A 24046-nucleotide genomic window follows, 5' to 3' on the forward strand; every position below is an offset into this window, starting at 1 on the left:
ATGCGTATCTCGGCCGCTCCCTTCGACCTGCACGCCTCTACCCAGAACGATCCGGCCAAGATCGACAAGGTCTCGCGCCAGCTCGAAGGGCAGTTCGCCAACATGCTGGTCAAGAGCATGCGCGAGGCCAGCTTCGGCAATTCGCTGTTTCCGGGCGAGAACCAGACCTTCCGTGACATGTACGACCAGCAGCTGGCCAAGGGCCTGACCGACGGCAAGGGGCTGGGCCTGCGGGCGATGATCGCCAAGCAGCTCGGCGGCGGGCAGACGAGCGAGACCGGCACGCCGAACACCGCGCTGGACGCCGCCAAGGCGGCCAAGGCCTACTCGCTGGTGTCCGGCCAGTCGAGCAATGGCCCGATGCCGCTGCAGGGCGAGGCCGCGCTCGCCAGCGGTGCCGCGGCCGGCGCCGGGGTCGGCCCATGGAGCGGCACCGACGCGACCGCCTCCCCGCAGCAGCAGGTGCTGGACATGATCGCCGGCCGCGAGAGCAGCGCCATGCACCAGGCCATCGGCAGCAGCCCGGCCGACGGTAGCGCCGGACTGTCCTGGGCCGGTGCCGACGACCGCTGGTCGAACGTGCAGGCGTCCGCCGACAGCAGCACCGCCATCGATCCCAGCGCCGCCGCGGCCGCCAACGCCGCCGCGGCCAGCCTCGGCGAGCGCACCCCGGAAGGCTTCGTCGCCAAGATCTGGAACCATGCGCAGAAGGCCGCGCAGGAACTGGGCGTGGACGCGCGCGCCCTGGTCGCGCAGGCCGCGCTGGAAACCGGCTGGGGCCGCCGCGGCATCTCGCGCGGCGACGGCGCCAGTTCCAACAATCTGTTCGGGATCAAGGCCACCGGCTGGGACGGCGATCGCGTGACCACCGGCACCCACGAGTACGTGGACGGGGTCAAGCAGTCGCAGACCGCCGATTTCCGCGCCTATTCCTCGCCGGCGGAGAGCTTCGCCGACTACGTGCGCCTGCTGAAGACCAATCCGCGCTACCAGCAGGCGCTGAAGGCCGGCACCGACATCCGCGGCTTCGCCCAGGGCCTGCAGCGCGCCGGCTACGCCACCGATCCGGCCTACGCGGCCAAGATCGCCGCCATCGCCGGCGGCCCGACCATCGGCCGCGCGGTCGCCGCGATCGGCAGCGCCGCCGCCGGCGGCATCGAACGCGTGCTGGCCAGCACCGTCGATTCGTCCGGCCTCGTGCGCCGTTGAGGTAGCCGCCCATGTCCATCCTCTCCACCGGTACCGGCGCCCTGCTCGCCTTCCAGCGGGCCCTGTCCACGGTCAGCCACAACGTCGCCAACATCAACACCGACGGCTACAGCCGGCAGCGGACGACGTTCGCGACCACGGTTCCCAGCCAGTACGGCAGCGAGTTCATCGGCAACGGCACCCAGATCACCGATGTCTCGCGCGTGGCCGACCAACTGGCGATCTCGCGCCTGTTCGACAGCACCGGCGAAGTCGCCCGGCTGAAGCAGCTCTCCAGCATGTCCAGCCGCGTCGATGGCCTGTTCTCGGACAAGGCCACCAGCATTGCCGGGCAGTGGTCGAACTTCTTCGACGCCACCAGCGGCCTGTCCTCCAACGCCTCGGCTAGCGCCAACCGGCAGAACCTGCTGGACGCCGGCAGCTCGCTGGTGACCCGCTTCAAGCAGCTCAACGGCCAGCTCGACTCGCTCGGCAGCGAGGTCAACAACGGCCTGCTGGCCGGCACCGCCGAAGCCAACCGCCTGGCCACCGAGATCGCCAAGCTCAATGGCCAGATCGGCTCCAACGCCAATGCCGCCGCGCCGGACCTGCTCGACCGCCGCGACCAGATGATCAGCCAACTGATCGGCTACACCGGCGGCAGCGTCATCCAGCAGGACGGCGGGATGATGAACGTCTACACCTCCGGCGGCCAGGCGATGGTGGTCGGCACCAATGCCTCGACGCTGGTCACCAGTCCCGATCCGTACCAGCCGGAAAAACTGCAGATCGCGCTGAAGACGCCCGGCGGCTCGACGCCGCTCACCAGCAAGGCGCTGGGCGGGCAGCTCGGCGGCTTCCTGGAGTTCCGCAGCACCGTCCTGGATCCGACCAAGGCCGAACTCGGCCGCATCGCCACCGGCCTGGCCAGCAGCTACAACGCGCAGCACCACGCCGGCATGGACCTGTACGGGCAGATGGGCGGCGATTTCTTCAACCTGCCGGCGCCGACCGTGGACGGCAACAGCGCCAACACCGGCACGGCCGCCTTCAGCGCCAGCGTCAGCGACCTGAGCAAGCTCGACGGGCAGAACCTGCTGCTGACCTACAACGGCACCAGCTGGAACGCCAGCCGCGCCGACACCGGCGCCAGCGTCGCCATGACCGGTTCCGGCACCAGCGCCGACCCGTTCGTGGTCAACGGCGTGACCCTGCAGGTGTCCGGCACCGCCGCCAGCGGCGACAAGTTCCTGCTGCAGCCCACCGCCAACGCCATCAACAAGCTGTCCGTGGCCATCACCGACCCCTCGCGCATCGCCGCGGCGACGCCGATCCAGGCCAGCGCCACGCTGAGCAACCTGGGGACCGGCAAGGTCAGCAATGTCGCCGCGACCGACGCCAGCAACGCCAACCTGCTGACGCCGGCGAACATCGCCTTTATCGATTCCACCCACTACTCGATCAACGGTGGCGCGCCGCAGACCTACACCGCCGGGCAGACCATCAGCGCCAACGGCTGGAGCCTGACCATGGACGGCGTGCCGTCCGCCGGCGACAGCTTCGCGGTGGGCCCGACCGGGGTCGGCTCGAGCAACAATGGCAACGCCCTGCTGATGTCCAACCTGGACGATGCCAAGGCGTTCAACGGCGGCACCATCACCCTCAACGGCGCGGTGGCCGGCCTGACCACCACGGTCGGCTCGGCGGCGCGCCAGGCCAAGTACGCGGCCGACGCGCAGGACGTGATCCAGAGCAGCGCCCAGGACGCGCGCGACTCGCTGTCCGGCGTCAATCTCGACGAGGAAGCGGCGGATATGCTGCGGCTGCAGCAGGCCTACCAGGCGGCCTCGCGCCTGATCTCCACCGCCGACACCCTGTTCCAGTCCATCCTGAGCGCGGTCCGATGAGCAATCGCATCTCCAGCGGCATGATCTTCAATCAGTCGCTCAACACCATGCTCGGCAAGCAGGCGACGATCTCGCACCTGCAGCAGCAGCTCTCCACCGGCCAGCGCATCGTCAGCGCGGCCGACGACCCGGTCGCGGCCGGCACCGCAGTCAGCCTGGATCGCACGGTGGCGGCGCTGGCGCGCTTCGGCGACAACGCCACCAACGTGCAGAACCGGCTCAACCTGCAGGAGAACTCGCTGTCGCAGGCCGGCGACCTGATGGCCCGGGTCAAGGATCTGACGGTGGAAGCCAATAGTTCGGCGCTGACCACCCCCGACCGCAAGGCCATCGCCGCGGAACTGAAGACCTTGCACGACAGCCTGCTGAGCCTGTCCAACAGCACCGACGGCTCCGGCCGCTACCTGTTCGGCGGCACCGCCGACGATGCCGCGCCGTTCGCCGTGGTCTCCGGCAACGTGGTCTACAGCGGCAACCAGACCCAGCGCAGCGTGGAGGTCGCGCCGGACACCAAGGTGTCCGACACCCTGCCCGGCAGCGAGATCTTCATGCGTGTGCCCACCGGCGACGGCACCGTGGACGCGCACGCGGCCGCAGGCAACACCGGTACCGGTCTGCTGCTGGACTTCAGCCGCGACGGCTCGGGCAGCGCCTGGAACGGCGGCAGCTACAGCGTGGTGTTCACTGCCGCCACCACCTACGAGGTGCGCGACAGCAGCGGCACGGTGGTCAACACCGGTACCTACGCCGCCGGAGAGAGCATCGGCCTGCCCGGCCTGAAGATGCGCGTGGACGGCGCCCCCGCGGCCGGCGACAGCTTCCAGATCGGTCCATCGACCACCAAGGACGTGTTCTCCACCATCAGCAACCTGGTCAACCTGCTCAATACCGATCCGATCACCCCGACGGCCAAGGCGGCGCTGCAGAACGGACTGCAATCGTCGATGCGCGACATCACCCAGGCCTCGTCGAAGATGATCGACGCGCGCGCCGCCGGCGGCGCCCAGCTCGCGGCCATCGACAACGCCACCGACCTGCGCGAAGCCAACAACGTGACCCTGAAGACCACCCTGTCCTCGCTGCGCGACCTCGACTACGCCCAGGCGATTTCCCAGTACCAACTGGAACAGTCGGCGCTGAAAGCGGCACAGACCATCTTCACCCAGATGCAGAAGATGTCGCTGTTCGACCGGCTCGGCTAAACAGGCGATATACCGGATATACCAAAAGGCCCGGAGCGCGGCGACGCCTCCGGGCCTTTTCCGTTATACAAAAGACCGCCACCGCCGCTGGCCAAGTAGACAACGCGCAGGCAGCCCTAAAGTTTGCCGAAGTGCGGCCGAGAAAGGCTCTCCGCGGTGTTCCAGGTGTTTTGCGCATCGCCGGAACCGCAAATTTTCTGCAGTAAATCGCTAAAGGTTGCGCGCCTGTCGCCGTTACTTATATCACCAGCCGCACTGGCCAAATTGATGGCCCCCTGCGGAGACTCCAGGCACCAACCGGTTGCCGGACAAATCGCTTAGAGGAGATATCAAAATGGCACAGGTCATCAATACCAACGTAATGTCGCTGAACGCTCAGCGCAACCTCAACACCACCAGCACCAGCCTGGCCACGACGATCCAGCGCCTGTCCTCGGGCCTGCGCATCAACAGTGCCAAGGACGACGCCGCCGGCCTGGCGATCTCCGAGCGCTTCACCACCCAGATCCGTGGTCTGGACGTGGCCTCGCGCAACGCCAACGACGGCATCTCGCTGGCGCAGACCGCCGAAGGCGCGATGGTCGAAATCGGCAACAACCTGCAGCGTATCCGCGAACTGGCGGTGCAGTCGGCCAACGCCACCAACTCCAGCACCGACCGCGGCGCGCTGAATTCGGAAGTCAAGCAGTTGGCCTCGGAAATCGACCGCGTCTCCAGCCAGACCAACTTCAACGGCACCAAGCTGCTGGACGGCTCCTTCTCCGGCGCCCTGTTCCAGGTCGGCGCCGATGCCGGCCAGACCATCGGCATCAACACCATCGTCAACGCCAGCGCCGCCTCGCTGGGCAAGGCCGGCTTCGCCGCCACCCAGACCGGCTCAGCCGCCCTGGCCTCCGGTACCGCCACCGCCAGCGGCAGCTTCTCCGGCATGGTCGTCAACGGCGTCACCATTGCCTCGGTCTCGGTGGCCGTCGGCGACGTCGGCAGCGACATCTCCAAGAAGATCGCCTCGGCGATCAACGACAAGCTGGCCCAGACCGGCGTGTACGCCTCGGTCGACAGCACCAGCGGCGCGCTGAAGCTGGAATCGGTCAAGGGCGGCCAGGACTTCTCGTTCACCGCGGGCAGCGCCACCGGTGCCACCGGCGTCACCTTCAGCAACGCCGGCATCGCTGCCAGCGCCGCTGCCACCGCCGGCACCACCAACTACCTGGCCGACGTGGACATCTCCACCTTCCAGGGCGCGCAGAAGGCGCTGAGCATCATCGACAACGCGCTGACCTCGGTGAACTCCTCGCGCGCCGACATGGGTGCGATCCAGAATCGCTTCACCTCCACCATCGCCAACCTGAGCTCCACCTCGGAGAACCTGTCGGCCTCGCGCAGCCGCATCCGCGACACCGACTACGCCAAGGAAACCGCCGAGCTGACCCGCACGCAGATCCTTCAGCAGGCCGGCACCGCCATGCTGGCCCAGGCCAAGCAGGCCCCGCAGAGCGTGCTGAGCCTGCTCCAGGGCTAAGCGTCGCCAGCCGCATCGCACCACCGAGGCCCCTCCGCAAGGAGGGGCCTTTTTTGTTCCCTATTCCCGCCACGGGCCATCGCATCTCGGAGGAAGCGCCATCTCCGCGCGTTGCCGGTTCTCGACGCCGAAGGTAAGCGCTACCTGCGTGGTAGGGCGGCGGCCAGCAGACAGCGTGGCCATGCTATTCGCGTTGATCCCGGTGCATTCGACCCGTTATGCGGGATCGACGGGAGATGGCCAATGCCACCGACCGCCGGCGCTGTCGCGCGACGCGTGACCAATGGACTGGATGACGGTCAGCAGTTGGCGATGACCGTGGCCGCATTCCAAGATCGCCTGTAAAGCGTCGTCAACGCAGTGCACGACCTGGAAGCGCGCCGGCATTGCCCACATCGCCGGACGACCGACGCTCCTTCTACTTCATCGCCAAGGACGGCGGGAAGGCGATCAGACAGGGCGAGGGAGAGATGTCCAAGCCGTCGCGCCGCGATGCGCTGCGTACCGGCAGGTCAAGCGTTCGCGTCGTCGACGCGAGACACGATCGAGAGCATCTAGCGCATCGCCCTCGGCGCGATCCGGGCCGCCCTTTCTCCGACTTGGGCAAGACGCCTAAAGTTTGACGAAGCGCGGCCGAAACAAGCCTTTCTCCGCGTTTTCGGTGTCACGCAAATCGCCGAAACGCCAAATTTTCGGCAGCAAATCCCTAAAGGTTGCGCACCGACTGCCGTTACTTATACCAGCAGCGGCAATGGCCAATTGATGGCCCCCTGCGGAGGCTCCAGGCACCAACGGGTTGCCGGACAAATCGCTTAGAGGAGATATCAAAATGGCACAAGTAATCAATACCAACGTAATGTCGCTGAACGCTCAGCGCAACCTCAACACCACCAGCGCCAGCCTGGCGACGACGATCCAGCGTCTGTCCTCGGGCCTGCGCATCAACAGCGCCAAGGACGACGCGGCCGGCCTGGCGATCTCCGAGCGCTTCACCACCCAGATCCGCGGCTTGGACGTGGCCTCGCGCAACGCCAACGATGGCATCTCGCTGGCGCAGACCGCCGAAGGCGCGATGGTCGAAATCGGCAACAACCTGCAGCGTATCCGCGAACTGGCGGTGCAGTCGGCCAACGCCACCAACTCCAGCACCGACCGCGGCGCGCTGAACTCGGAAGTCAAGCAGCTGGCCTCGGAAATCGACCGCGTCTCCAGCCAGACCAACTTCAACGGCACCAAGCTGCTGGACGGCTCCTTCTCCGGCGCCCTGTTCCAGGTCGGTGCCGACGCTGGACAGACCATCGGCATCAACAGCATCGTCAACGCCAGCGCCGCTTCGCTGGGCAAGGCCGGCTTCGCCGCCACCCAGACCGGCTCGGCCGCCCTGGCCTCCGGTACCGCCACCGCCAGCGGCAGCTTCTCCGGCATGGTTGTCAACGGCGTCACCATCGCCTCGGTCTCGGTGGCCAACGGCGACGCCGGCGCGGACGTGGCCAAGAAGATCGCCTCGGCGATCAACGACAAGCTGGCCCAGACCGGCGTGTACGCCTCGATCGACCCGACCACCAGCGCGCTGAAGCTGGAATCGGTCAAGGGCGGCCAGGACTTCTCGTTCACCGCGGGCAGCGCCACCGGCGCCACCGGCATCACCTTCAGCAACGCCGGCATCGCCGCCAGCGCCGCTGCCACCGCCGGCACCACCAACTACCTGGCCGACGTGGACATCTCCACCTTCCAGGGCGCGCAGAAGGCGTTGAGCATCATCGACAACGCGCTGACCTCGGTGAACTCCTCGCGCGCCGACATGGGTGCGATCCAGAACCGCTTCACCTCCACCATCGCCAACCTGAGCTCCACCTCGGAGAACCTGTCGGCCTCGCGCAGCCGCATCCGCGATACCGACTACGCCAAGGAAACCGCCGAGCTGACCCGTACGCAGATCCTGCAGCAGGCCGGCACCGCCATGCTGGCCCAGGCCAAGCAGGCCCCGCAGAGCGTGCTGAGCCTGCTCCAGGGCTAAGCGCGGCAAGCCGCACCGTGAGACCGGACCCCTCCGCAAGGAGGGGTCCTTTTTTTTGACGCGCGCGGAAGCGGCACAGGATTTGCATCGACCTTTGGGCCGCAACGACGCACGGGCGGCGCTCAAGAAGCGACCCCGCGCGCCGATACTCCCCTCAGCCGCTGGCGCGTCGCGCGCCCGCCCCTTCAAGGAACGCGATCATGTCCACCACGTCGATCGGCTCAGGCCTGGACATCCCCACCTTCGTCGCCAAACTGGTGTCGAAGGAACGCCAGCCGCAGGAAGACCGGATCAACCGCGACGGCACCGCCTCCAGTGCGCAGCTGTCGTCCTTGAGCACGATCAAGAGCGCGCTGTCCAACCTGCAGACGGCGATGAGCACGGTGTCCGACAGCGCCGACAAGGGCGCCTACAAGGCCACCATCGACGATGGCGCTGGCTATACCGCCACGGTCACTTCCAGCGCCAGCGCCGGCAGATACGGCATCGAGGTGGTGAAGCTGGCGCAATCGCAGAAGCTGACCTCGTCGGCCTACGCAAGCGGCGCCGTGGTCGGTGGCGGCACCCTGACCATTGCTTATGGCAGCACCACCCTCAACGTCAATGTCGATGCCGGCAGCAAGCTCAGCGACGTCGCGGCCTTCATCAACAAGGCCGCCAACGGTGCCGGCGTCACCGCCAGCGTGGTCACCGCCGACGATGGCGATCACCTGGTGCTCAACGCGGTCGATACCGGCACCAAGGGCGCCCTGACCATCACCACCTCCGGTGGCGACGGCGGCCTGGCCAACCTCACCTACCCTGCCGGCAGCAGCGGCGGCTTGACCCAGACCATCGCCGCCGCCGACGCGGTGGTGAAGGTGGACGGCTTCCAGCGCACCTCCAGCAGCAACACCATCACCGACCTGGTGCCTGGCGTGGCCATCAACCTCACCAAGGCCGTTGCCGGCACTACCTTCAATCTCAACATCACGAACGACAACAGCCCGCTGAAGGCCAACCTGACCGCCCTGGTCAGCGCCTACAACTCCGCCAACAGCGTGCTCAAGTCCTCCAGCGCCTACGACGCCACCAACAAGAAGGCATCGCCGATGACCGGCGATGCCATGGTGCGCGGCCTGCAGCAGTCGCTGCGGCGGCTGGTCAGCGACAACGTCAGCGGGCTGATGGCGCTGGGCGTCACCATCGACAAAGACGGCGTGATGAGCCTGGATAGCAGCAAGTTCGATACCGCCGTGGCCACCGATCCGTCGGCGGCCAAGACCATGCTCGGCAGCGCCGGCAGTTTCGGCGCCGGGATGAGCACGCTGCTCAAGAGCAACCTGGACAGCACCAGCGGCACCCTGACCCAGCGGACCGACGCGCTCAACAAGCACATTTCCGATCTGACCGACCAGCTCAGCGATCTGGACGCGCGCATGCAGACACTGACCGACCAGTACACCGCCCGCTTCACGGCGATGGAGACGCTGGTGACGCAGATGCAGACCACGAGCGACAACTTGACCAAGCAATTCAGCTGACGCGCGTGTGGTCGCGGCTCAAGTCGAAGCGCGTCGCGGCCGATATGAAGAGTATCGACAGTCATTGTGGATCTGCGGCAACAACCGCCCGGCATCGCCACCAACCGGCATAGCCCCAGGCCCCGCACGTCCACCCGAGGAGTTTTCCATGTACGGTTCCAGCCGCCAGTACGCTGAGCAATATCGCAAGATGGGCATTTCCACCAGCGTCACCGATGCCGATCCGCACAAGCTGGTCGCCATGCTGTTCGCCGGTGCCTGCCAGCGCATCCGCCAGGCCCAGGCCTGCCTTGCGCAGGGCGACCAGGCGCGCAAGGGCAAGGCGATCGGCGAGGCCTGCGCCATCGTCGGCCATCTCAACGGCTCGCTCGACCACGAGGCCGGCGGCGAGATCGCCGGCAACCTGTCGGCGCTGTACGACTACGTGATGCACCGGCTGACCGAAGCCAACCTGCACAACGACGATGCCGCGCTGACCGAGGCGCTGGAACTGCTCAGCGAGATCGACGCGGCCTGGGCCGCCATCCCCGCGCAACAGCGCGAACTGGCCACGGCGAACGCATCGTGAGCATCCAGCTCGCCGACCTGCACAACGACCTGCACGAACTGCGCGAGATCCTGCGCGGCGACGACTATGCCCTGGCCCAGGCGATGGTCACCGACCATGCGCGGCGCCTGCAGGCGTATCTGCAGCAGGACGGCGCCGACCGCTCGCGCGAGGCGCTCAAGCCACTGCTCGCCCTGCAGCAGGCGGTGACCGCACAGATGCGCATGGAGCGCGACCATGCCGCGGCCTGGCTGCGCGCCAGCCGCCAGTCCAGCCACGCCGCGCGGCTCTATTCGCAGGCCGGACTGCTGGGATGAACGCCGGCCCGGACGGCGCGGCGCAGCACCCGGCCGACGCCGAACTGTTCCACGACACCCTCAGTTGCGCGCTGGCGCTACCGGCGGATTTTCGCCTGGGCAACGGTGCCGGCCGGCTGGCGGCCGGCGAGGCGCTGTTGCGCAGCCTGGCGCAGATCGAGGATCTGCGCGGCGAGGATGGCAGCGACGACCGCAGCGAAGCCACCGCGCAGACGCAGCGGATGGAGGCCAAGCTCGACCTGATGCTGGTGCTGCTGGGCCGGTTGGCCCGCCAGCACGAGGATGCCCTGCCGTTGCGGCCGCTGTGCTGGTCGCGCCGGGGCGTGCGGCTGGACCTGGGCGCGCGCTCGGGCGCCGCGCCCGGCGCCGCCGGCCTGCTGCGCCTGCAGCCCTCGGACTGGCTGCCGGACCACCTGGAACTGCCGGTGCGGGTGCTGGCCGAGGCCACCACGGCCGGGGTCGTGCAACTTTGGCTACGGTTCGAGACACAGCCGCCGGGCCTGGAAGAGGCCCTGGAACGCCACCTGTTCCGGCTGCACCGCCGGCAGATCGCCGACAGCCGGCGGGCGCGCTGAGCCCGCCCCGGGCCACCCGCGGCCGCGGTGAGGTTGGCGGCGGCGAGCGGCTCGGCTAAGGTGCGGATCTGAATAGAAGGACCTGCACCGTGCGAGTCATCATCGTCGACGATCACACCCTGGTACGCGCCGGCCTGAGCCGGCTGCTGCAGACGTTTGCGGACGTCGACGTGGTCGCCGAGGCCAGCAACGCCCAGCAGGCGGTGGATCTGGCCACCCTGCACCGCCCCGACCTGGTGCTGATGGACCTGTCCCTGCCGGGGCGCAGCGGCTTGGACGCGCTCACCGACGTGCTGCACAGCTCGCCCAAGACCCGGGTGGTGATGATGTCGATGCACGACGACCCGGTACACGTGCGCGATGCCCTGGACCGCGGCGCCACCGGCTTCGTGGTCAAGGACGCCGCCCCGCTGGAGCTGGAACTGGCGCTGCGCGCGGCCAGCGCCAACCAGGTGTTCCTGAGTCCGCAGATTTCTTCCAAGATGATCGCGCCGATGCTCGGCCGCGAGCGCCCGGTGGGCATCGCCGCCCTGTCGCCGCGCCAGCGCGAGATCCTGCGCCAGATCGGCCGGGGCCAGAGCAACAAGGAAATCGCCTCGGACCTGGGCATCAGCGTCAAGACCGTCGAGACCCACCGCGCGCGGATGATGGAATCGCTGGGCTGCCGCCGCGCCAACGATCTGGTCCTGCTGGCCGCACGCCACCAGGGCGAGCTGAGCTGAACTGGGGACGGCATCCCGACACGGAAGATTGGCATAGCGCTTGCCTTAACCGGTCAGCAGGCGTGACGATCCCGCCGAACCCCGCCGCATCAGGCATTGCGCCGTCGACTGTCCGGCGCCCACGACGCCGATGTCAGGAAATTCCCGACACCCTGTCGGGAATTTGACTACTCTACTCAGGAACCCCCCGATTCTGTTACCGTCGGGCGACAAGCACTATGCGTTCCACGGGCGCCAGAGGGTTGGCGCCGAACCGAGGAAGTCCGCATGAAGCCGACCGTTTCCGCCCAACTGGGCCAGCAACTGCATCTGACCCCGCAACTGCTGCAGTCGATCCGACTGCTGCAGCTCGACGGCATGCAACTGGAACTGGAAATCCGCCGCGCACTGGAGACCAATCCATTGCTCGAGCTGGAAGAGGCCGAGGGCGCGATCGAGCCGGTGGTGAAGCACGAGGATGCGGCGCTGGAAACCGCGGCGTTCGACGAACTTCCCGAATCCTCGATGTGGGACATTCCGGCCGCCGGCTGGAACGACGGCGAAGACGACCGCATGCAGCGCATCGCCGCCGGCGAGTCCACCGATCCGCACCTGCGCGTGCTGCAGCGGCTGGCCCTGGAACTGCCGGCAGCAGAATTGGAAGCGGCCGCGTTCTGGCTGGAGCACTGCGACGATGCCGGCTACCTGGACGGCGCGCTCGACACCCTGCAGCAGCTGGCCAGCGCCCGCCTGGGCCTGTCGGTAGCGCAGGCCGAAGCGGTCCGCCAGCGCCTGCTGCATGGCGACCCGGGCGGCCTGGGCGCCTGCGACCTGCGCGAGTGCCTGCAGGCGCAGCTGAGCGACCTGCCCGGCCGCGTGCCCGGCCGCCACCTGGCCGCGCGCATCCTCGCCGGCGACCTCGACCTGCTCGCCAGCCACGACTACGCCCTGCTCGGACGCCAGCTCGACGCCGAAACCGACGATGTGCGCGAGGCGGTGCGGCTGATCCTGTCGCTGCAGCCGCGCCCCGGCGACAGCCTGCAGCCGCAGGACCTGGGTCACGTGCTGCCGGACGTGGTGGCCTGGCATGCCGACGGCACCTGGCGGGTGGCGCTGAACCCGGCCACCACCCACCGCGTCACCGTCAACCCGATGCACGAGCGCGCCCTGGCCGAGGCCGGCGACGCCGCGCAGCCGCTGCGCGAAATGCTGCAGGAAGCGCGCTGGCTGACCCGTGGCCTGTCGATGCGCTACGAGACCCTGCTGCGCACCACCCGCGCCATCGTCGAGCGCCAGGCCGCGTTCCTGGTCAAGGGCGAGGAAGCGATGGCGCCGCTGACCCTGAAGGAAGTGGCCGATGCGATCGGCATGCACGAGTCGACCATTTCCCGCATCACCACCGGCAAGTACCTGCAGACCCCGCGCGGTACTTTCGAGCTCAAGCACTTCTTCGCCGTGCGCCTGGAAGGTGCGGCGGTATCCGGCCAGGCGGTGCGCGCGATGGTGCGGCGCTTGATCGAATCCGAGCCGGCCGGGCGGCCGCTGGCCGACGAGGCCATCGCCGGGCTGCTGTCGCGACAGGGCGTAAACGTGGCAAGGCGCACAGTTGCCAAGTATCGTGAACAATTGGACATCGCTCCCGCACGCGAACGCCGCCGCGGCAGCAAAACGCTGCTGGCCCGTGCGGGCTAAGGAAAAACGACGCATATGAACAAACTGTCCGTGCTTCTGGTCGACGACCACGAAGGTTTCATCAACGCCGCCATGCGCCACTTCCGCAAGCTCGACTGGATGGAAGTGATCGGCAGCGCCGCCAATGGCCTGGAAGCCATCGAGCGCTCCGAGTCGCTGCGCCCGCAGGTGGTGCTGATGGACCTGGCCATGCCCGAGATGGGCGGCCTGCAGGCCACCCGCCTGATCAAGACCCAGGACCAGGCGCCCTACATCGTGATCGCCAGCCATTTCGACGACGCCGAGCACCGCGAGCACGCCATGCGCGCCGGTGCCGACAACTTCGTCAGCAAGCTGTCCTACATCCAGGAAGTGATGCCGATCCTGGAGGGACTTCGTACGGAAGGAGTGCCGGCATGAGCGAATCGCGGATCCTGGTGATCGATGACGACGCGGTGCGCGCCGAGCGGACCGTGAGCCTGCTCGAATTCATGGACCTCAACCCGCGTTGGGTGACCGACGTAGCCGACGTCCAGCCCGGCCGGCATCGGCAGACCGAGTGGATGGCGATCCTGGTCGGCGGACTCGACGACCAGGACCAGGCCGACGCCTTCTTCGGCTGGGTGGCGCGCAGCTCGCTGCCACCGCCGGTGCTGCTGCTCAACGGCGACGCGCAGGCTTTCGCGCAGCGCCATGGACTGCACGAAGCCAACGTGTGGCAGTTGGAAGCGCCGCTGCGCCACGCGCAACTGGAAACCCTGCTGCGCCGCGCCAGCCTCAAGCGGCTGGACGCCGAGCACCAGGCCGGCGCCGCGCAGGACAACGGCCCGACCGGCACCAGCGCCGCGGTGACCCGCCTGCGCCGGCTGATCGACCAGGTTGCGGCCTTCGACACCACCGTGCTGGTGCTGGGCGAGTCCGGCACCGGCAAGGAAGTGGTGGCGCGCGCGATCCATCAGCAGTCGCCGCGCCGCGATGGCCCGTTCGTGGCGATCAACTGCGGCGCGATCCCGCCGGACCTGCTCGAGAGCGAACTGTTCGGCCACGAGAAGGGCTCGTTCACCGGCGCGCTGAGCGCGCGCAAGGGCCGTTTCGAGATGGCCGAGGGCGGCACCCTGCTGCTCGACGAAATCGGCGACATGAGCCTGCCGATGCAGGTCAAGCTGTTGCGGGTGCTGCAGGAGCGCAGCTTCGAGCGGGTCGGCGGCAACGTCACCATCCGCTGCAACGTGCGGGTGATCGCCGCCACCCACCGCAACCTGGAAGAGCGCATCGCCGGCAACCAGTTCCGCGAGGACCTGTTCTACCGGCTCAACGTGTTCCCGATCGAGATGCCGGCGCTGCGCGAACGCAGCGACGACCTGCCGGCGCTGGTCCACACCATCGCCGCGCAGCTGGCGCGGACCGGGCGCGGCGAAGTGCGCTTCTCCGAAGAGGCCTTGCAGGCGCTGCGCAGCTACGAGTGGCCGGGCAACGTGCGCGAGCTGACCAACCTGGTCGAACGCCTGGCGGTGCTGCATCCGGGCGGCCTGGTACGGGTGCAGGACCTGCCGGCGCGCTATCGTGGCGACTTCGCCTCGTCCATCGACGTGTCGGCGCCGCCGGCGCCGATCGCGGCCGATCCGCGGCGGGTGCCCAACGTGGTGGACCTGCACGCCGGCGGCAAGCCCGGCGGCGCGGACGCCGACGCGGCGGCCCCGGCTGCGGCGACGCTGCCGGAAAGCGGCCTGGACCTGCGCGGGCACATGGCCAACATCGAGCTGGCGCTGATCAACGAGGCGCTGGAGCGCACCCAGGGCGTGGTCGCGCATGCGGCACAGTTGCTGGGCCTGCGGCGTACCACCCTGGTCGAGAAGCTGCGCAAGTACGGCATCGACCGCGACCAGACCGAACTGGCGAGCTGAGCCGGCGCACGGCGCCGGGTGCGACGGCACCCGGCGCGCCGGTGGTGCCGCCGGATGCCGTCTCCCCCCCCTTCCCACCCTTGAGACCGGACTCGCGCTGGGGCTGCTGCGCTGCGCGCCCGCGGCGATTACGCGACCCTTGGTCTGCATTGCATCCCGGTCGAACGCGCCGACAGTGGACAGGCACCTTTGGCATGTGGCTTGCTTCACGTTTCCACAGCACCGGGCGGGGCGTTCCGCACCGGGGACTTCCACCCGTCGCCAGGCAGGTCCCATGTCCATCCCCGTCACCAGTCCGCTGCTGCCGCCCCTGGAGGCATTCGTCCCCTACCTGGAGCAGATCTGGCGCAGCCGCATCCTGACCAACGGCGGCGACATGCACCGCGCGCTGGAGAAGGCACTGGCCGAGTATCTGGGGGTCAACCACCTGGCGCTGCTGACCAACGGCACCCTGGCGCTGCTGACCGCACTGCAGGCGCTGCGCATCACCGGCGAGGTCATCACCACCCCGTACTCGTTCGTGGCCACCGCGCACTCGCTGCTGTGGCGCGGCATCAAGCCGGTGTTCGTGGACATCGATCCACAAACCATGAACCTGGATCCGCTGAAGATCGAGGCGGCGATCACCCCGCACACCACCGCGATCATGCCGGTGCACTGCTATGGCACCCCTTGCGACACCGGCGCGATCGAGCGCATCGCCGACACCTATAACCTCAAGGTCATCTACGACGCCGCGCATGCGTTCGGCGTCAAGGACGAAGGCGGCTCGATCCTGCGCCATGGCGACCTCAGCGTGCTCAGCTTCCACGCCACCAAGGTGTTCAACACCTTCGAGGGCGGCGCCATCGTCTGCCCCGACGCCAAGACCTACCAGCGCATCAGTCGGCTGAAGAACTTCGGCTTCGTCGACGAGACCACCGTGGTGGCGACCGGCATCAACGGCAAGATGAGCGAGATCAACGCCGCCTTCGGGCTGCTGCAACTGCAGCACATCGATGCCGCGCTGGCGCAGCGCGGGGCGATCGACGCGCAATACCGGCAGCGTCTGGCGCAGGTGCCGGGGATCCGCTGCCTGGCGCCGCGGGAACCGGCTCTGTCCAACTACGCCTCGTTCCCGATCCTGGTCGAGGACGCCTTCCCGCTGGCGCGCGACGAGCTGCACCGGCTGCTGCGCAGCCACGACATCCTGGTGCGCCGCTATTTCTACCCGCTGATCAGCGATTTCCCGATGTACCGCGGCCTGCCCTCGTCCGCCCCGGCCGGCCTGCCGGTGGCGCGGCAGATGGCCGACCGCGTGCTGTGCCTGCCGATCTTTCCCGGACTGGCGGCCGATCAGGTGGACGCCATCGTCGACCTGATCGCCGCGGCGGGCGGCGTCATGCCCGCGTCCGATTCCCGTCGCACCCTCGCCTCTCCCTCCTTCGCCCAACCCGTGGAACCCGCAGCATGAGCCAAGAGACGTTTATCGAGAATTTCCTGTCGGCCACGGATTTCCAGAATCCGGTCGAGGTCACCATGGACACGGTGTTGCGCGAGTTGCCCGAGTGGGATTCGCTGGCCGCGCTGGGCGTGATCGTGATGTTCGACATGGAGTACGGCAAGACCATCACCGGCGAGCACCTGGCCGCGGTGGTGACCCTCGGCGATCTGTACAAACTGACCGGGGCGTAACATGCCGACCTCCACGCTGCGCAATGTACGCTTCGCCGGCATGGCGACCTGCGTGCCCAAGCGCGTCGTCTCCAATCTCACCGATTGCCGGCCGCAGATCCGCTCCGAGCGCGAGCGGCTGGTGCGCAACATCGGCATCCATACCCGGCGCATGGCTGCGGACTGGCAGTGCTTTTCCGACCTGGCCTTCGACGCGGCGCAGGTGCTGCTGGAGCGCCTGCAGTGGCAGCGCGAGGAGGTCGATGCGCTGATCGTGGTTACCCAGTCGCCGGATTATCCGATTCCGGCCACGGCGATCATCCTGCAGGACCGCCTGGGCCTGTCGCACGCCACGGTCGCGTTCGACGTCAACCTGGGCTGCTCGGCCTACCCGTTCGGCATCAACCTGCTCGGCTCGATGATCGCCGCCGGCGGGGTCAAGAAAGGCCTGCTGCTGGTCGGCGACCGCAGCGCCACCTTCGACGATCCGATTTTCTCCGACTCCGGCACCGCCACCGCGCTGGAGTTCAGCGCCGACGCGGCACCGATGCATTTCGACCTCAACAGCGACGGCAGCGGCTACCGCGCGATCATCCTGCCAGTCGGCGGCCACCGCGAACCGGTCGGGGTGCAGCACCTGATCCCGTACCGCGCCGACGAGAACGACCACTGGCATCGCGGCGTGGACCTGCAACTGGACGGCGTGGCGGTGCTGAGCTTCTCCACCCAGCGGGTGCCGCCGGCGGTGCAGAAACTGCTCGACTACAGCGGCGTGTCCAAGGACGAGATCGATTACTTCGTGTTCCACCAGGCCAACCGGATGATCAACGAGACCATCCGCAAGAAGCTCGGCCTGCCGCCGGAAAAGGTGCCCTCCACCCTGCACGATTTCGGCAACACCAGCGGCGCCTCGCTGCCGGTGACCATGACCGCGCGGATCAACAAGGAGCTGGAAGCCGGCCGCAAGCGTGTGCTGCTGTGCGGCTTCGGCATCGGCCTGTCGTGGGGCACCTGCCTGGTCGATATCGACGGCGCGGTGTTCCCCGACCTGATCGAGTCCTGACGATGGCGCCTGCCGCACCCACCGATGCCTTCGGGCTGCAGGGCAAGACCATCCTGGTGACCGGCGCCTCTTCGGGCATCGGTGCCGCCGTCGCCTCGCTGTGCGCGCGCCTGGGCGCGACGCTGGTCCTCACCGGGCGCGATGCGGAACGTCTGCAGGCGGTCGCCGCGGCGCTGCCTGGTGAGGGCCACCGCAGCGTCGTCGGCGACCTCACCGAGGACGCGACCCGCACGCAGCTGCTGGAGGCGGCCGAGCGCTACCACGGCCTGGCCTCGTGCGCCGGCATCGCAGCACTGGTGCCATTCCGGATGGCCGCCGAGAAGCACCTGCAGCAGATGCTGTCGGTGAACTATCTGGCGCCGATCGTGCTGACCCAGCAGTTGCTGGCCAAGCGCCGGCTGCAGGAAGGCGCCTCGCTGGTCTACGTCTCGGCGCTGACCGCGCGCGCCGCGCCGCAGGCCAGCGCCGGCTACGCCGGCTCCAAGGCGGCGCTGGAGGCCGCGGTGCGGTCCTTCGCCCTGGAACAGGCCCGGCACCGCATCCGCGCCAACTGCATCGCCCCGGGCTATGTCGACACGCCGATGTTGAGCAGGTTGGGCAGTACCGCGGACATGGGCGACAAGATCGCGCTGACCCCGCTCGGCCGCATCGACCCGGCCGATGTCGCCAACGGCGCCGTCTACCTGCTGTCCGACGCCAGCCGCTGGATCACCCGCAGCACCCTGACCATCGACGGCGGGCTGTCCCTGCCGATCCGCCTATGAGCCCGGAGACCTCCATGTCCGTTGCGGAAACGCCCGCCGCCCTGCTGCAGACGCTGTACGGCGTGCACGGCAAGCGCATCCTGGTGACCGGCGCCTCCAAGGGCATCGGCGAGGCGGTGGCCAAGGCCTGCGCCGGCGCCGGTGCGCAGCTGCTCGTGGCCGGTCGCGATCTGCCGCGTCTGCAGGCGCTGCTGGACGTGTTGCCGGGCGACGGCCACCGCCTGTTCGCCGGCGACCTGTGCGACGCCGCCACCGTGCAACGCCTGGCCGCCGAGAGCGGGCCGCTGGACGGCGTGGTGCACAGCGCCGGCATCCGCGGCCTGTCGCCGATGAAGCTGGTCAGCGAGCGCTTCCTCACCGAGGTGACGACGATCAACTACGTGGCGCCGACGATGCTGACCCGCCACCTGCTCGCGCGCCAGGCGCTGCGCCCCGGCGGCTCCATCGTCTTCCTCGCCTCGATCGCCGCGCTGACCGGCACCGTCGGTGTCGGCCCCTACGCCGGCTCCAAGGCGGCGCTGATCGGCATGCTGCGGCCGTTGGCGCTGGAACTGGCGCGGCGCCAGATCCGCGCCAACGCACTGTGCCCGGGCCTGGTCGAAACCACGCTGATCAACGAGGACAAGGCCTGGTTCGAGGAGAGCCGCAAGCGCTATCCGCTGGGCATCGGCGATCCCGAGGACGTGGCCCTGGCCTGCCTGTATTTCCTCTCAGACGCCAGCAGCAAGGTTACCGGCCAGGCCTTCAGCATGGACGGCGGCGTGGAGTTCGCATGAGCACTGCGCCACCGAAGCACGTGCTGATCGTCGGCGCCGGCGGCTTCGGCCGCGGCATCGCAGCGATGGCGTACAACGACGATCCGGGCCACGGCCAGGCCTGGGACATCAAGGGTTTCCTCGACAGCCGCAGCGAACTTGCCCCCGGTCTGCGCTGGCCGCTGCTCGGCGACCCGGACACCTACCAGCCGGTGCCTGGCGACCTGTTCGTGTGCGCGCTCGGCGATCCGGCGGCGCGCCGCCGCTACAGCCAGCCGCTGCTGGCGCGCGGTGCCGACTTCATGGTGCTGCGCCCGCGCCTGCGCGAAGCCTCGGAGACTCCGATCGGGCGCGGCAGCCTGTTCGAGGTCGGCGTGTCGATCGGCGCCGACAGCCGCATCGGCGAGTTCGTCACCATCCTCGCCACCACCATCGTCGGCCACGACGTGGTGATCGGCGATTATGTGCAGATCGGCAACTTCGTGTTCGTCGGCGGCGGCGCCCGCATCGGCGACGACGTGGTGATCCACCCACACTCGACCGTGCTGCCCGGCATCGCGATCGGCGACGGCGCCGTGATCGGCGCCGGCAGCGTGGTGGTCAAGGACGTGCCACCGAATGTCACCGTCGCCGGGAATCCGGCGCGTACCATCTTCAGCCGTTGACCCTACGCGCAGGACGCCTTTCCGCATGACCCGCCACGCCCTCGACGCCGAGCACTACATCAGCCCGCACAGCCTGCGCCTGGAACAACAACGGCTGTTCGGCAAGCTGTGGATCTTCGTCGGCTTCGCCTCCATGGTGCGCGAGCGCAACCAGTTCTTCGCGCGCCAGGTGGCCGGGGTACCGGTGCTGGTGCAACGCACCGAGGCCGGCATCCGCGCGTTCCTCAACCAGTGTCCGCACCGGCAGTCGGCGATCCAGATCGAGTCGCACGGCAAGCGCCCGTTGGTATGCCCGTACCATGCCTGGTCGTTCGGGGCCGAGGGAGAGTTGCGCGGGCTGCCCAATTCCGGGCTGTACCAGTTCACCGCCGAAGAGAAGGCCGGCATCTGCCTGACCAAGCTGCATCTACAGCAGGTCGGCGAGCTGCTGTTCGTGAACATGGCCGAGCAGCCGCTGCCGCTGGAGGAGCAGTTCGCACCGGCGTTCCTGGAGACCCTGCGCGAAGCGGCATCGCACGTGGATTCGCAGCTGATATACAGCTGCCACCGCGTGCGCTACAACTGGAAGCTCAACATGGAGAACGTGAAGGATTACAACCATATTCCGTTCATCCATCCCAAGACCTTCAACCCCCTAATGACGGCCGCACCCAAGCCCTCGGCGCATGTGGAACGGCCGGCAGACGTACCCTCGGTGGTGCAACAACTGCTGCGGGGCGGCGAGCCGGTCCCGCTGCACGCACTGAGCTTCCCGGCCAAGGCCGAGATCGCGGTGCAGGATCACTGGTACCGGCCGCTGTGCGAGCGCTATGGCGAGGACTCGGCGTTCTACAACTGGTTCCTGTATCCGAATGTGAACTTCTATAGCGTGCGTGGCGATTCCTTCGTGCTGCAGCAGTATGACCCGGTCGCGCCCGATGAGACCGACTACCACCTGTGGGTCGCCACCGCCCGGCGTAAAAGCGAGCGGACCGATTTCACCGCCCTGCTCAGTACGCTGATGCGCATCGAACATCAGGTCATTGCCGAGGACACCGCCGTGCTGGAACGCCTGCAGGCCGGCCTGGGTTCGCATCCTCGCTCCTTCATGCACGGCGACTATGAGACAGAGCTGGTGCGCCAGCACCTTTGGTACCGCGCCAACGTGCTGGAGCAGGCGGCATGAAGACTCTGGTGCTGATCGGCCAGGGCCATGCGCTGGAGCAGGCGCAGCGCACCGCGCAGGCCTGCGGCCTGGACCACATCGTCATCGAATTGGAATCGCCGGACCGCTATAACTTCGACCTGGGCCCCTTGCATGCCAGCCATGCGCCCAGTACGACCAACGTGTTCGTTGCCATGGACGAACGCGCGGTCAACCAGTCGCGGCACAAGCTGCTGGCCGATGTGCGCCTGGCCGGTTACGGCAGCGTCGACCTGCTGTGGCCCCAGGCGCATATCGACGAAGGCGTGCGCCTGCTCGGCAACGTGCATATCGGCCCCGGTTGCAACCTGGCAGCCGGCAGCAGCATCGGCGCCGGCAGTTGGCTCGAGCGCCAAGTGATCGTCGAACACAACGTACGTGTCGGCGCCTGCGTCACCCTGCAGGCGGGCGTGCACCTCGGCCGCGACACCCAGATCGGCCAGGGCAGCACGCTTGGCGGCGGCAGCATGACGCGTAGCGGCGCCAGGATCGGCCGGCACTGCGAATGGCTGCTGCCCGGAAGGCTGCCGGACGCATTGCCTGATCGTTGTTTTCATGATTCTCTGATACCCAACGGTGCTCGCATCCTGATGTAGGCTCAAAATTGAGGAAGCAGCAGTATCGTTTATTTCAGGCCTCCCACACCCAAAGGAGATTATATGGAAGCTGTTAAGATTGGAAAAAATTTCAAAGCAGTTGCTCCTCAGGGAATTCTACAACTAGTGTCCCCCACAAATAACGCAAACGGATTGATCATTTGCACGGCGATACTAAACACCTCTCCAGGTGGATATGTCAATCTATATGCATCGGAAACCGCTCCTTCGAGTCCGGGCGACCTGAATACCCGCATTATTTTTTGTGCGAACAGCGACACTCCCAATGACAAAAAGGGCATCGCAATCATGCCTTACCCATTGTTTGTCCCAGCAGGACTTGGGTTGTGGGCGACAAGTGGCCTTTATGCAAGCTCCAGCCCCTCAACAGGTGTAATTGCCATTACTTGGGATCTACTTTCTTAATGCAATCTTGATGCGTCAAATATTATTATAAATTTCGCAACACCCTATGAAATCGCAATTTTGCATGATATTAACCAATTAATTATCATTCGCACATATAAACCAGAGGCAACAGATACTCCGCGTTGCTAATTCGATGGAGGCGATGCGACGACGACCGGGAACAACCTGGTCGATTTCCAGGCTGGCATGAGCCAGCCTGCATTTCCGAAATCCTATGGCGATGCCGGACAAACCATGGGTTTTCGCCACACACGACCGCAGGGCTCGTTTATTCTTGTTGTGAAAATCAACAGGGCAGCATGCTAGGCGGCGGCAGCATGGCCAGCAGCGGCGCCAGGATCGGCCGGCACTGCGAATGGCTGCTGCCCGGCACCGTACCGGACATGCTGCCGGACCGTTGCTTCTACGACGCACTGATGCCTGGCAGCGCCCGCATCCTGCGTTGACTCCGCTGCCGCGCAGCGCGCCGGGGCATTCACTACTTCGCATTTCTTGCTGCATCGCATCAGCGATGCGGCAACGCCTGCCTCTGCAGTTCAATACGCAAGAAACACCAGCGCCACGGCGCGAGCTGGGATACATGCACGGTGCGCGCATCGCGCACTTCGCTAGGATCAGACACTTCAGGTGATCGCCGCGTTGCCTGACCGCTCTACGAGGCGACGCGTCGCCCGCCCTGTCTTTCAGCACCCGCGCGCCTGCGAGGCACGCTCTTTCGAGTGAATCCATGACCGACCCTATGGCCGCGCTTCAGCGCGAAGCTGACCTGATCGATGCATTCAAGCGCGCCGGCGGCGCGATCTTCCTGGCCCCCAGTTCCAGTCTCGGCGGTCTCTATGCGGCCCGCGCCGCCGCGCTGTTGGCCGAGCGCGTCCCTGGCATCCGTATCGTCGCCCTGGACGATGTGTTTCACGAACGCCGCATCACCGATGCGGGCTTCGACGACGTGCGCCCGACAGCAACCTTCCTGCGCGACCCGGACCTGGCCGGGTTGCCCACGATCAACTGCGCCTACATGCCGACCGCATGGCTGCACTTCGACCAACTGCAGCGTCTGGGCAGCGGTCGCCGCGTCGATCTGCCGCAGTTGATGTATGCCCTGGACATTCCGCTGGTGTATCAGAGCGGACAGCTGACGCGGGAACAGACGCTTGCGCACGCCGCGCAGTTCGACGCCATGCGCGGTCGCTTCGCCGACGCACTGAGCGTGCGTACACTGGACGCGATACTGCAGATGCGCATGGACGGCGACCGGCGGCCTCTGCTGGACGTCCTGTGCCCGATGGAGCAGGAGTACTACTCGGTGTATTCGGCGCTGGAGCATCCGCTGCGGATCGGCGCGGACGAACACTATGTGGACATCGGCGCCTATCGCGGCGACACGGTCAAGAAGTTCCGCGCGGCATCGCGCCACCGCTACGCCGCCATCCATGCCTTCGAGCCGGATCCGGAGAACTTCGCCGCCCTGCAGCAAGGGCTTGCAGACGATGGCGGCCGCACGACCCTGTACAACGCCGCCGTCAGCGATGTGGCCGAGCCGGTAGCGTTCGACGCGCGGGGCACCATGGGCAGCCGGCTCGACGGCAGCGGCGCCGCGCGCGTGGACGGCGTGCGCCTGGACGATCTGATCGAACAGGTCAGCGTCCTGAAGATGGATGTGGAAGGCGCCGAGGCCAGGGTACTGCGTGGCGGCGCGGCCCTGATCGGGCGCTGCCGGCCCCGCATGGCCATCACCTGCTACCACCATGCGCTCGACCTGCTGGACATCGTCGCCGAACTCGACCGCATCGTGCCGGGGGCAACGCTACGGCTGCGGCATTACGCCATGTACTACTTCGACAGCGTGCTTTACGTGGAGTGAGGC

General features: G+C 67.3%; 24 protein-coding genes. All 24 read left to right on the top strand.

Annotation, left to right across the window (positions count from 1 at the left end):
- Positions 1 to 1209 (top strand): flagellar assembly peptidoglycan hydrolase FlgJ, encoded by a 1209-nt coding sequence (gene flgJ, locus AC1PK7_RS11130; protein ID WP_481098180.1) that lies wholly within the window; start codon positions 1 to 3, stop codon positions 1207 to 1209.
- Between the two features lie 11 nt (positions 1210 to 1220).
- The gene (flgK, locus tag AC1PK7_RS11135; protein WP_481098181.1) at positions 1221 to 3095 is read left to right on the top strand and encodes a flagellar hook-associated protein FlgK; all 1875 of its coding nucleotides are present in this window, start codon (positions 1221 to 1223) and stop codon (positions 3093 to 3095) included.
- Positions 3092 to 4297 carry a flagellar hook-associated protein FlgL gene (gene flgL / locus AC1PK7_RS11140; protein ID WP_481098182.1) on the top strand — a complete coding sequence of 402 codons (1206 nt, stop codon included), beginning with the start codon at positions 3092 to 3094 and terminating at the stop codon, positions 4295 to 4297. Before flgK ends, flgL begins: the two co-directional genes overlap by 4 nt.
- A 334-nt stretch (positions 4298 to 4631) precedes the next feature.
- Positions 4632 to 5819 carry a flagellin gene (locus AC1PK7_RS11145; RefSeq protein WP_209231536.1) on the top strand — a complete coding sequence of 396 codons (1188 nt, stop codon included), beginning with the start codon at positions 4632 to 4634 and terminating at the stop codon, positions 5817 to 5819.
- Positions 5820 to 6648: 829 nt separating this feature from the next.
- The gene (locus AC1PK7_RS11150) at positions 6649 to 7836 is read left to right on the top strand and encodes a flagellin (RefSeq protein WP_209029245.1); all 1188 of its coding nucleotides are present in this window, start codon (positions 6649 to 6651) and stop codon (positions 7834 to 7836) included.
- 200 nt (positions 7837 to 8036) lie between these two features.
- Positions 8037 to 9359, top strand: a complete 1323-nt coding sequence (gene fliD, locus AC1PK7_RS11155; protein WP_481098183.1) for a flagellar filament capping protein FliD — start codon at positions 8037 to 8039, stop codon at positions 9357 to 9359.
- 148 nt (positions 9360 to 9507) lie between these two features.
- The gene (gene fliS / locus AC1PK7_RS11160; RefSeq protein WP_010341674.1) at positions 9508 to 9927 is read left to right on the top strand and encodes a flagellar export chaperone FliS; all 420 of its coding nucleotides are present in this window, start codon (positions 9508 to 9510) and stop codon (positions 9925 to 9927) included.
- The gene (locus tag AC1PK7_RS11165; RefSeq protein WP_481098184.1) at positions 9924 to 10223 is read left to right on the top strand and encodes a hypothetical protein; all 300 of its coding nucleotides are present in this window, start codon (positions 9924 to 9926) and stop codon (positions 10221 to 10223) included. Before fliS ends, AC1PK7_RS11165 begins: the two co-directional genes overlap by 4 nt.
- Entirely contained in the window at positions 10220 to 10798 is a 579-nt protein-coding gene (locus tag AC1PK7_RS11170; protein WP_481098185.1) for a PilZ domain-containing protein, read from the top strand. The genes AC1PK7_RS11165 and AC1PK7_RS11170 overlap by 4 nt, the downstream gene beginning before the upstream one ends.
- 89 nt (positions 10799 to 10887) lie before the next feature.
- Positions 10888 to 11520 (top strand): response regulator, encoded by a 633-nt coding sequence (locus AC1PK7_RS11175; RefSeq protein ID WP_017908534.1) that lies wholly within the window; start codon positions 10888 to 10890, stop codon positions 11518 to 11520.
- 267 nt (positions 11521 to 11787) lie between these two features.
- Positions 11788 to 13191: an RNA polymerase factor sigma-54 gene (rpoN, locus tag AC1PK7_RS11180; RefSeq protein ID WP_481098186.1), complete on the top strand. Its 1404-nt coding sequence runs from the start codon at positions 11788 to 11790 to the stop codon at positions 13189 to 13191.
- A gap of 15 nt (positions 13192 to 13206) precedes the next feature.
- Positions 13207 to 13590, top strand: coding sequence for a response regulator (locus AC1PK7_RS11185; protein ID WP_010341669.1), 384 nt, complete (start codon positions 13207 to 13209; stop codon positions 13588 to 13590).
- The gene (locus AC1PK7_RS11190) at positions 13587 to 15074 is read left to right on the top strand and encodes a sigma-54 dependent transcriptional regulator (RefSeq protein WP_371182210.1); all 1488 of its coding nucleotides are present in this window, start codon (positions 13587 to 13589) and stop codon (positions 15072 to 15074) included. Before AC1PK7_RS11185 ends, AC1PK7_RS11190 begins: the two co-directional genes overlap by 4 nt.
- 274 nt (positions 15075 to 15348) lie before the next feature.
- Complete coding sequence (locus tag AC1PK7_RS11195) at positions 15349 to 16527, top strand: DegT/DnrJ/EryC1/StrS family aminotransferase (protein ID WP_481098187.1); 1179 nt, start codon at positions 15349 to 15351, stop codon at positions 16525 to 16527.
- Positions 16524 to 16748, top strand: coding sequence for an acyl carrier protein (locus AC1PK7_RS11200; protein WP_019801391.1), 225 nt, complete (start codon positions 16524 to 16526; stop codon positions 16746 to 16748). Before AC1PK7_RS11195 ends, AC1PK7_RS11200 begins: the two co-directional genes overlap by 4 nt.
- Position 16749: 1 nt before the next feature.
- Positions 16750 to 17790, top strand: coding sequence for a ketoacyl-ACP synthase III (locus tag AC1PK7_RS11205; protein ID WP_371182214.1), 1041 nt, complete (start codon positions 16750 to 16752; stop codon positions 17788 to 17790).
- Positions 17791 to 17792: 2 nt separating this feature from the next.
- Entirely contained in the window at positions 17793 to 18554 is a 762-nt protein-coding gene (locus AC1PK7_RS11210; protein WP_481098188.1) for an SDR family NAD(P)-dependent oxidoreductase, read from the top strand.
- A gap of 14 nt (positions 18555 to 18568) precedes the next feature.
- Entirely contained in the window at positions 18569 to 19330 is a 762-nt protein-coding gene (locus AC1PK7_RS11215; protein WP_481098189.1) for an SDR family NAD(P)-dependent oxidoreductase, read from the top strand.
- Positions 19327 to 19974 (top strand): acetyltransferase, encoded by a 648-nt coding sequence (locus AC1PK7_RS11220; RefSeq protein ID WP_481098190.1) that lies wholly within the window; start codon positions 19327 to 19329, stop codon positions 19972 to 19974. The genes AC1PK7_RS11215 and AC1PK7_RS11220 overlap by 4 nt, the downstream gene beginning before the upstream one ends.
- Positions 19975 to 19999: 25 nt before the next feature.
- Complete coding sequence (locus tag AC1PK7_RS11225) at positions 20000 to 21139, top strand: aromatic ring-hydroxylating oxygenase subunit alpha (protein WP_481098191.1); 1140 nt, start codon at positions 20000 to 20002, stop codon at positions 21137 to 21139.
- Positions 21136 to 21753, top strand: coding sequence for an acetyltransferase (locus tag AC1PK7_RS11230; RefSeq protein WP_481098192.1), 618 nt, complete (start codon positions 21136 to 21138; stop codon positions 21751 to 21753). The genes AC1PK7_RS11225 and AC1PK7_RS11230 overlap by 4 nt, the downstream gene beginning before the upstream one ends.
- 63 nt (positions 21754 to 21816) lie before the next feature.
- The gene (locus AC1PK7_RS11235) at positions 21817 to 22179 is read left to right on the top strand and encodes a hypothetical protein (protein WP_481098193.1); all 363 of its coding nucleotides are present in this window, start codon (positions 21817 to 21819) and stop codon (positions 22177 to 22179) included.
- 320 nt (positions 22180 to 22499) lie between these two features.
- Complete coding sequence (locus AC1PK7_RS11240; protein ID WP_481098194.1) at positions 22500 to 22628, top strand: hypothetical protein; 129 nt, start codon at positions 22500 to 22502, stop codon at positions 22626 to 22628.
- A gap of 281 nt (positions 22629 to 22909) precedes the next feature.
- The gene (locus tag AC1PK7_RS11245) at positions 22910 to 24043 is read left to right on the top strand and encodes an FkbM family methyltransferase (protein WP_481098195.1); all 1134 of its coding nucleotides are present in this window, start codon (positions 22910 to 22912) and stop codon (positions 24041 to 24043) included.
- Positions 24044 to 24046 lie beyond the last annotated feature (3 nt).

The sequence above is a fragment of the Xanthomonas sp. NCPPB 3174 genome, assembly GCF_056725205.1.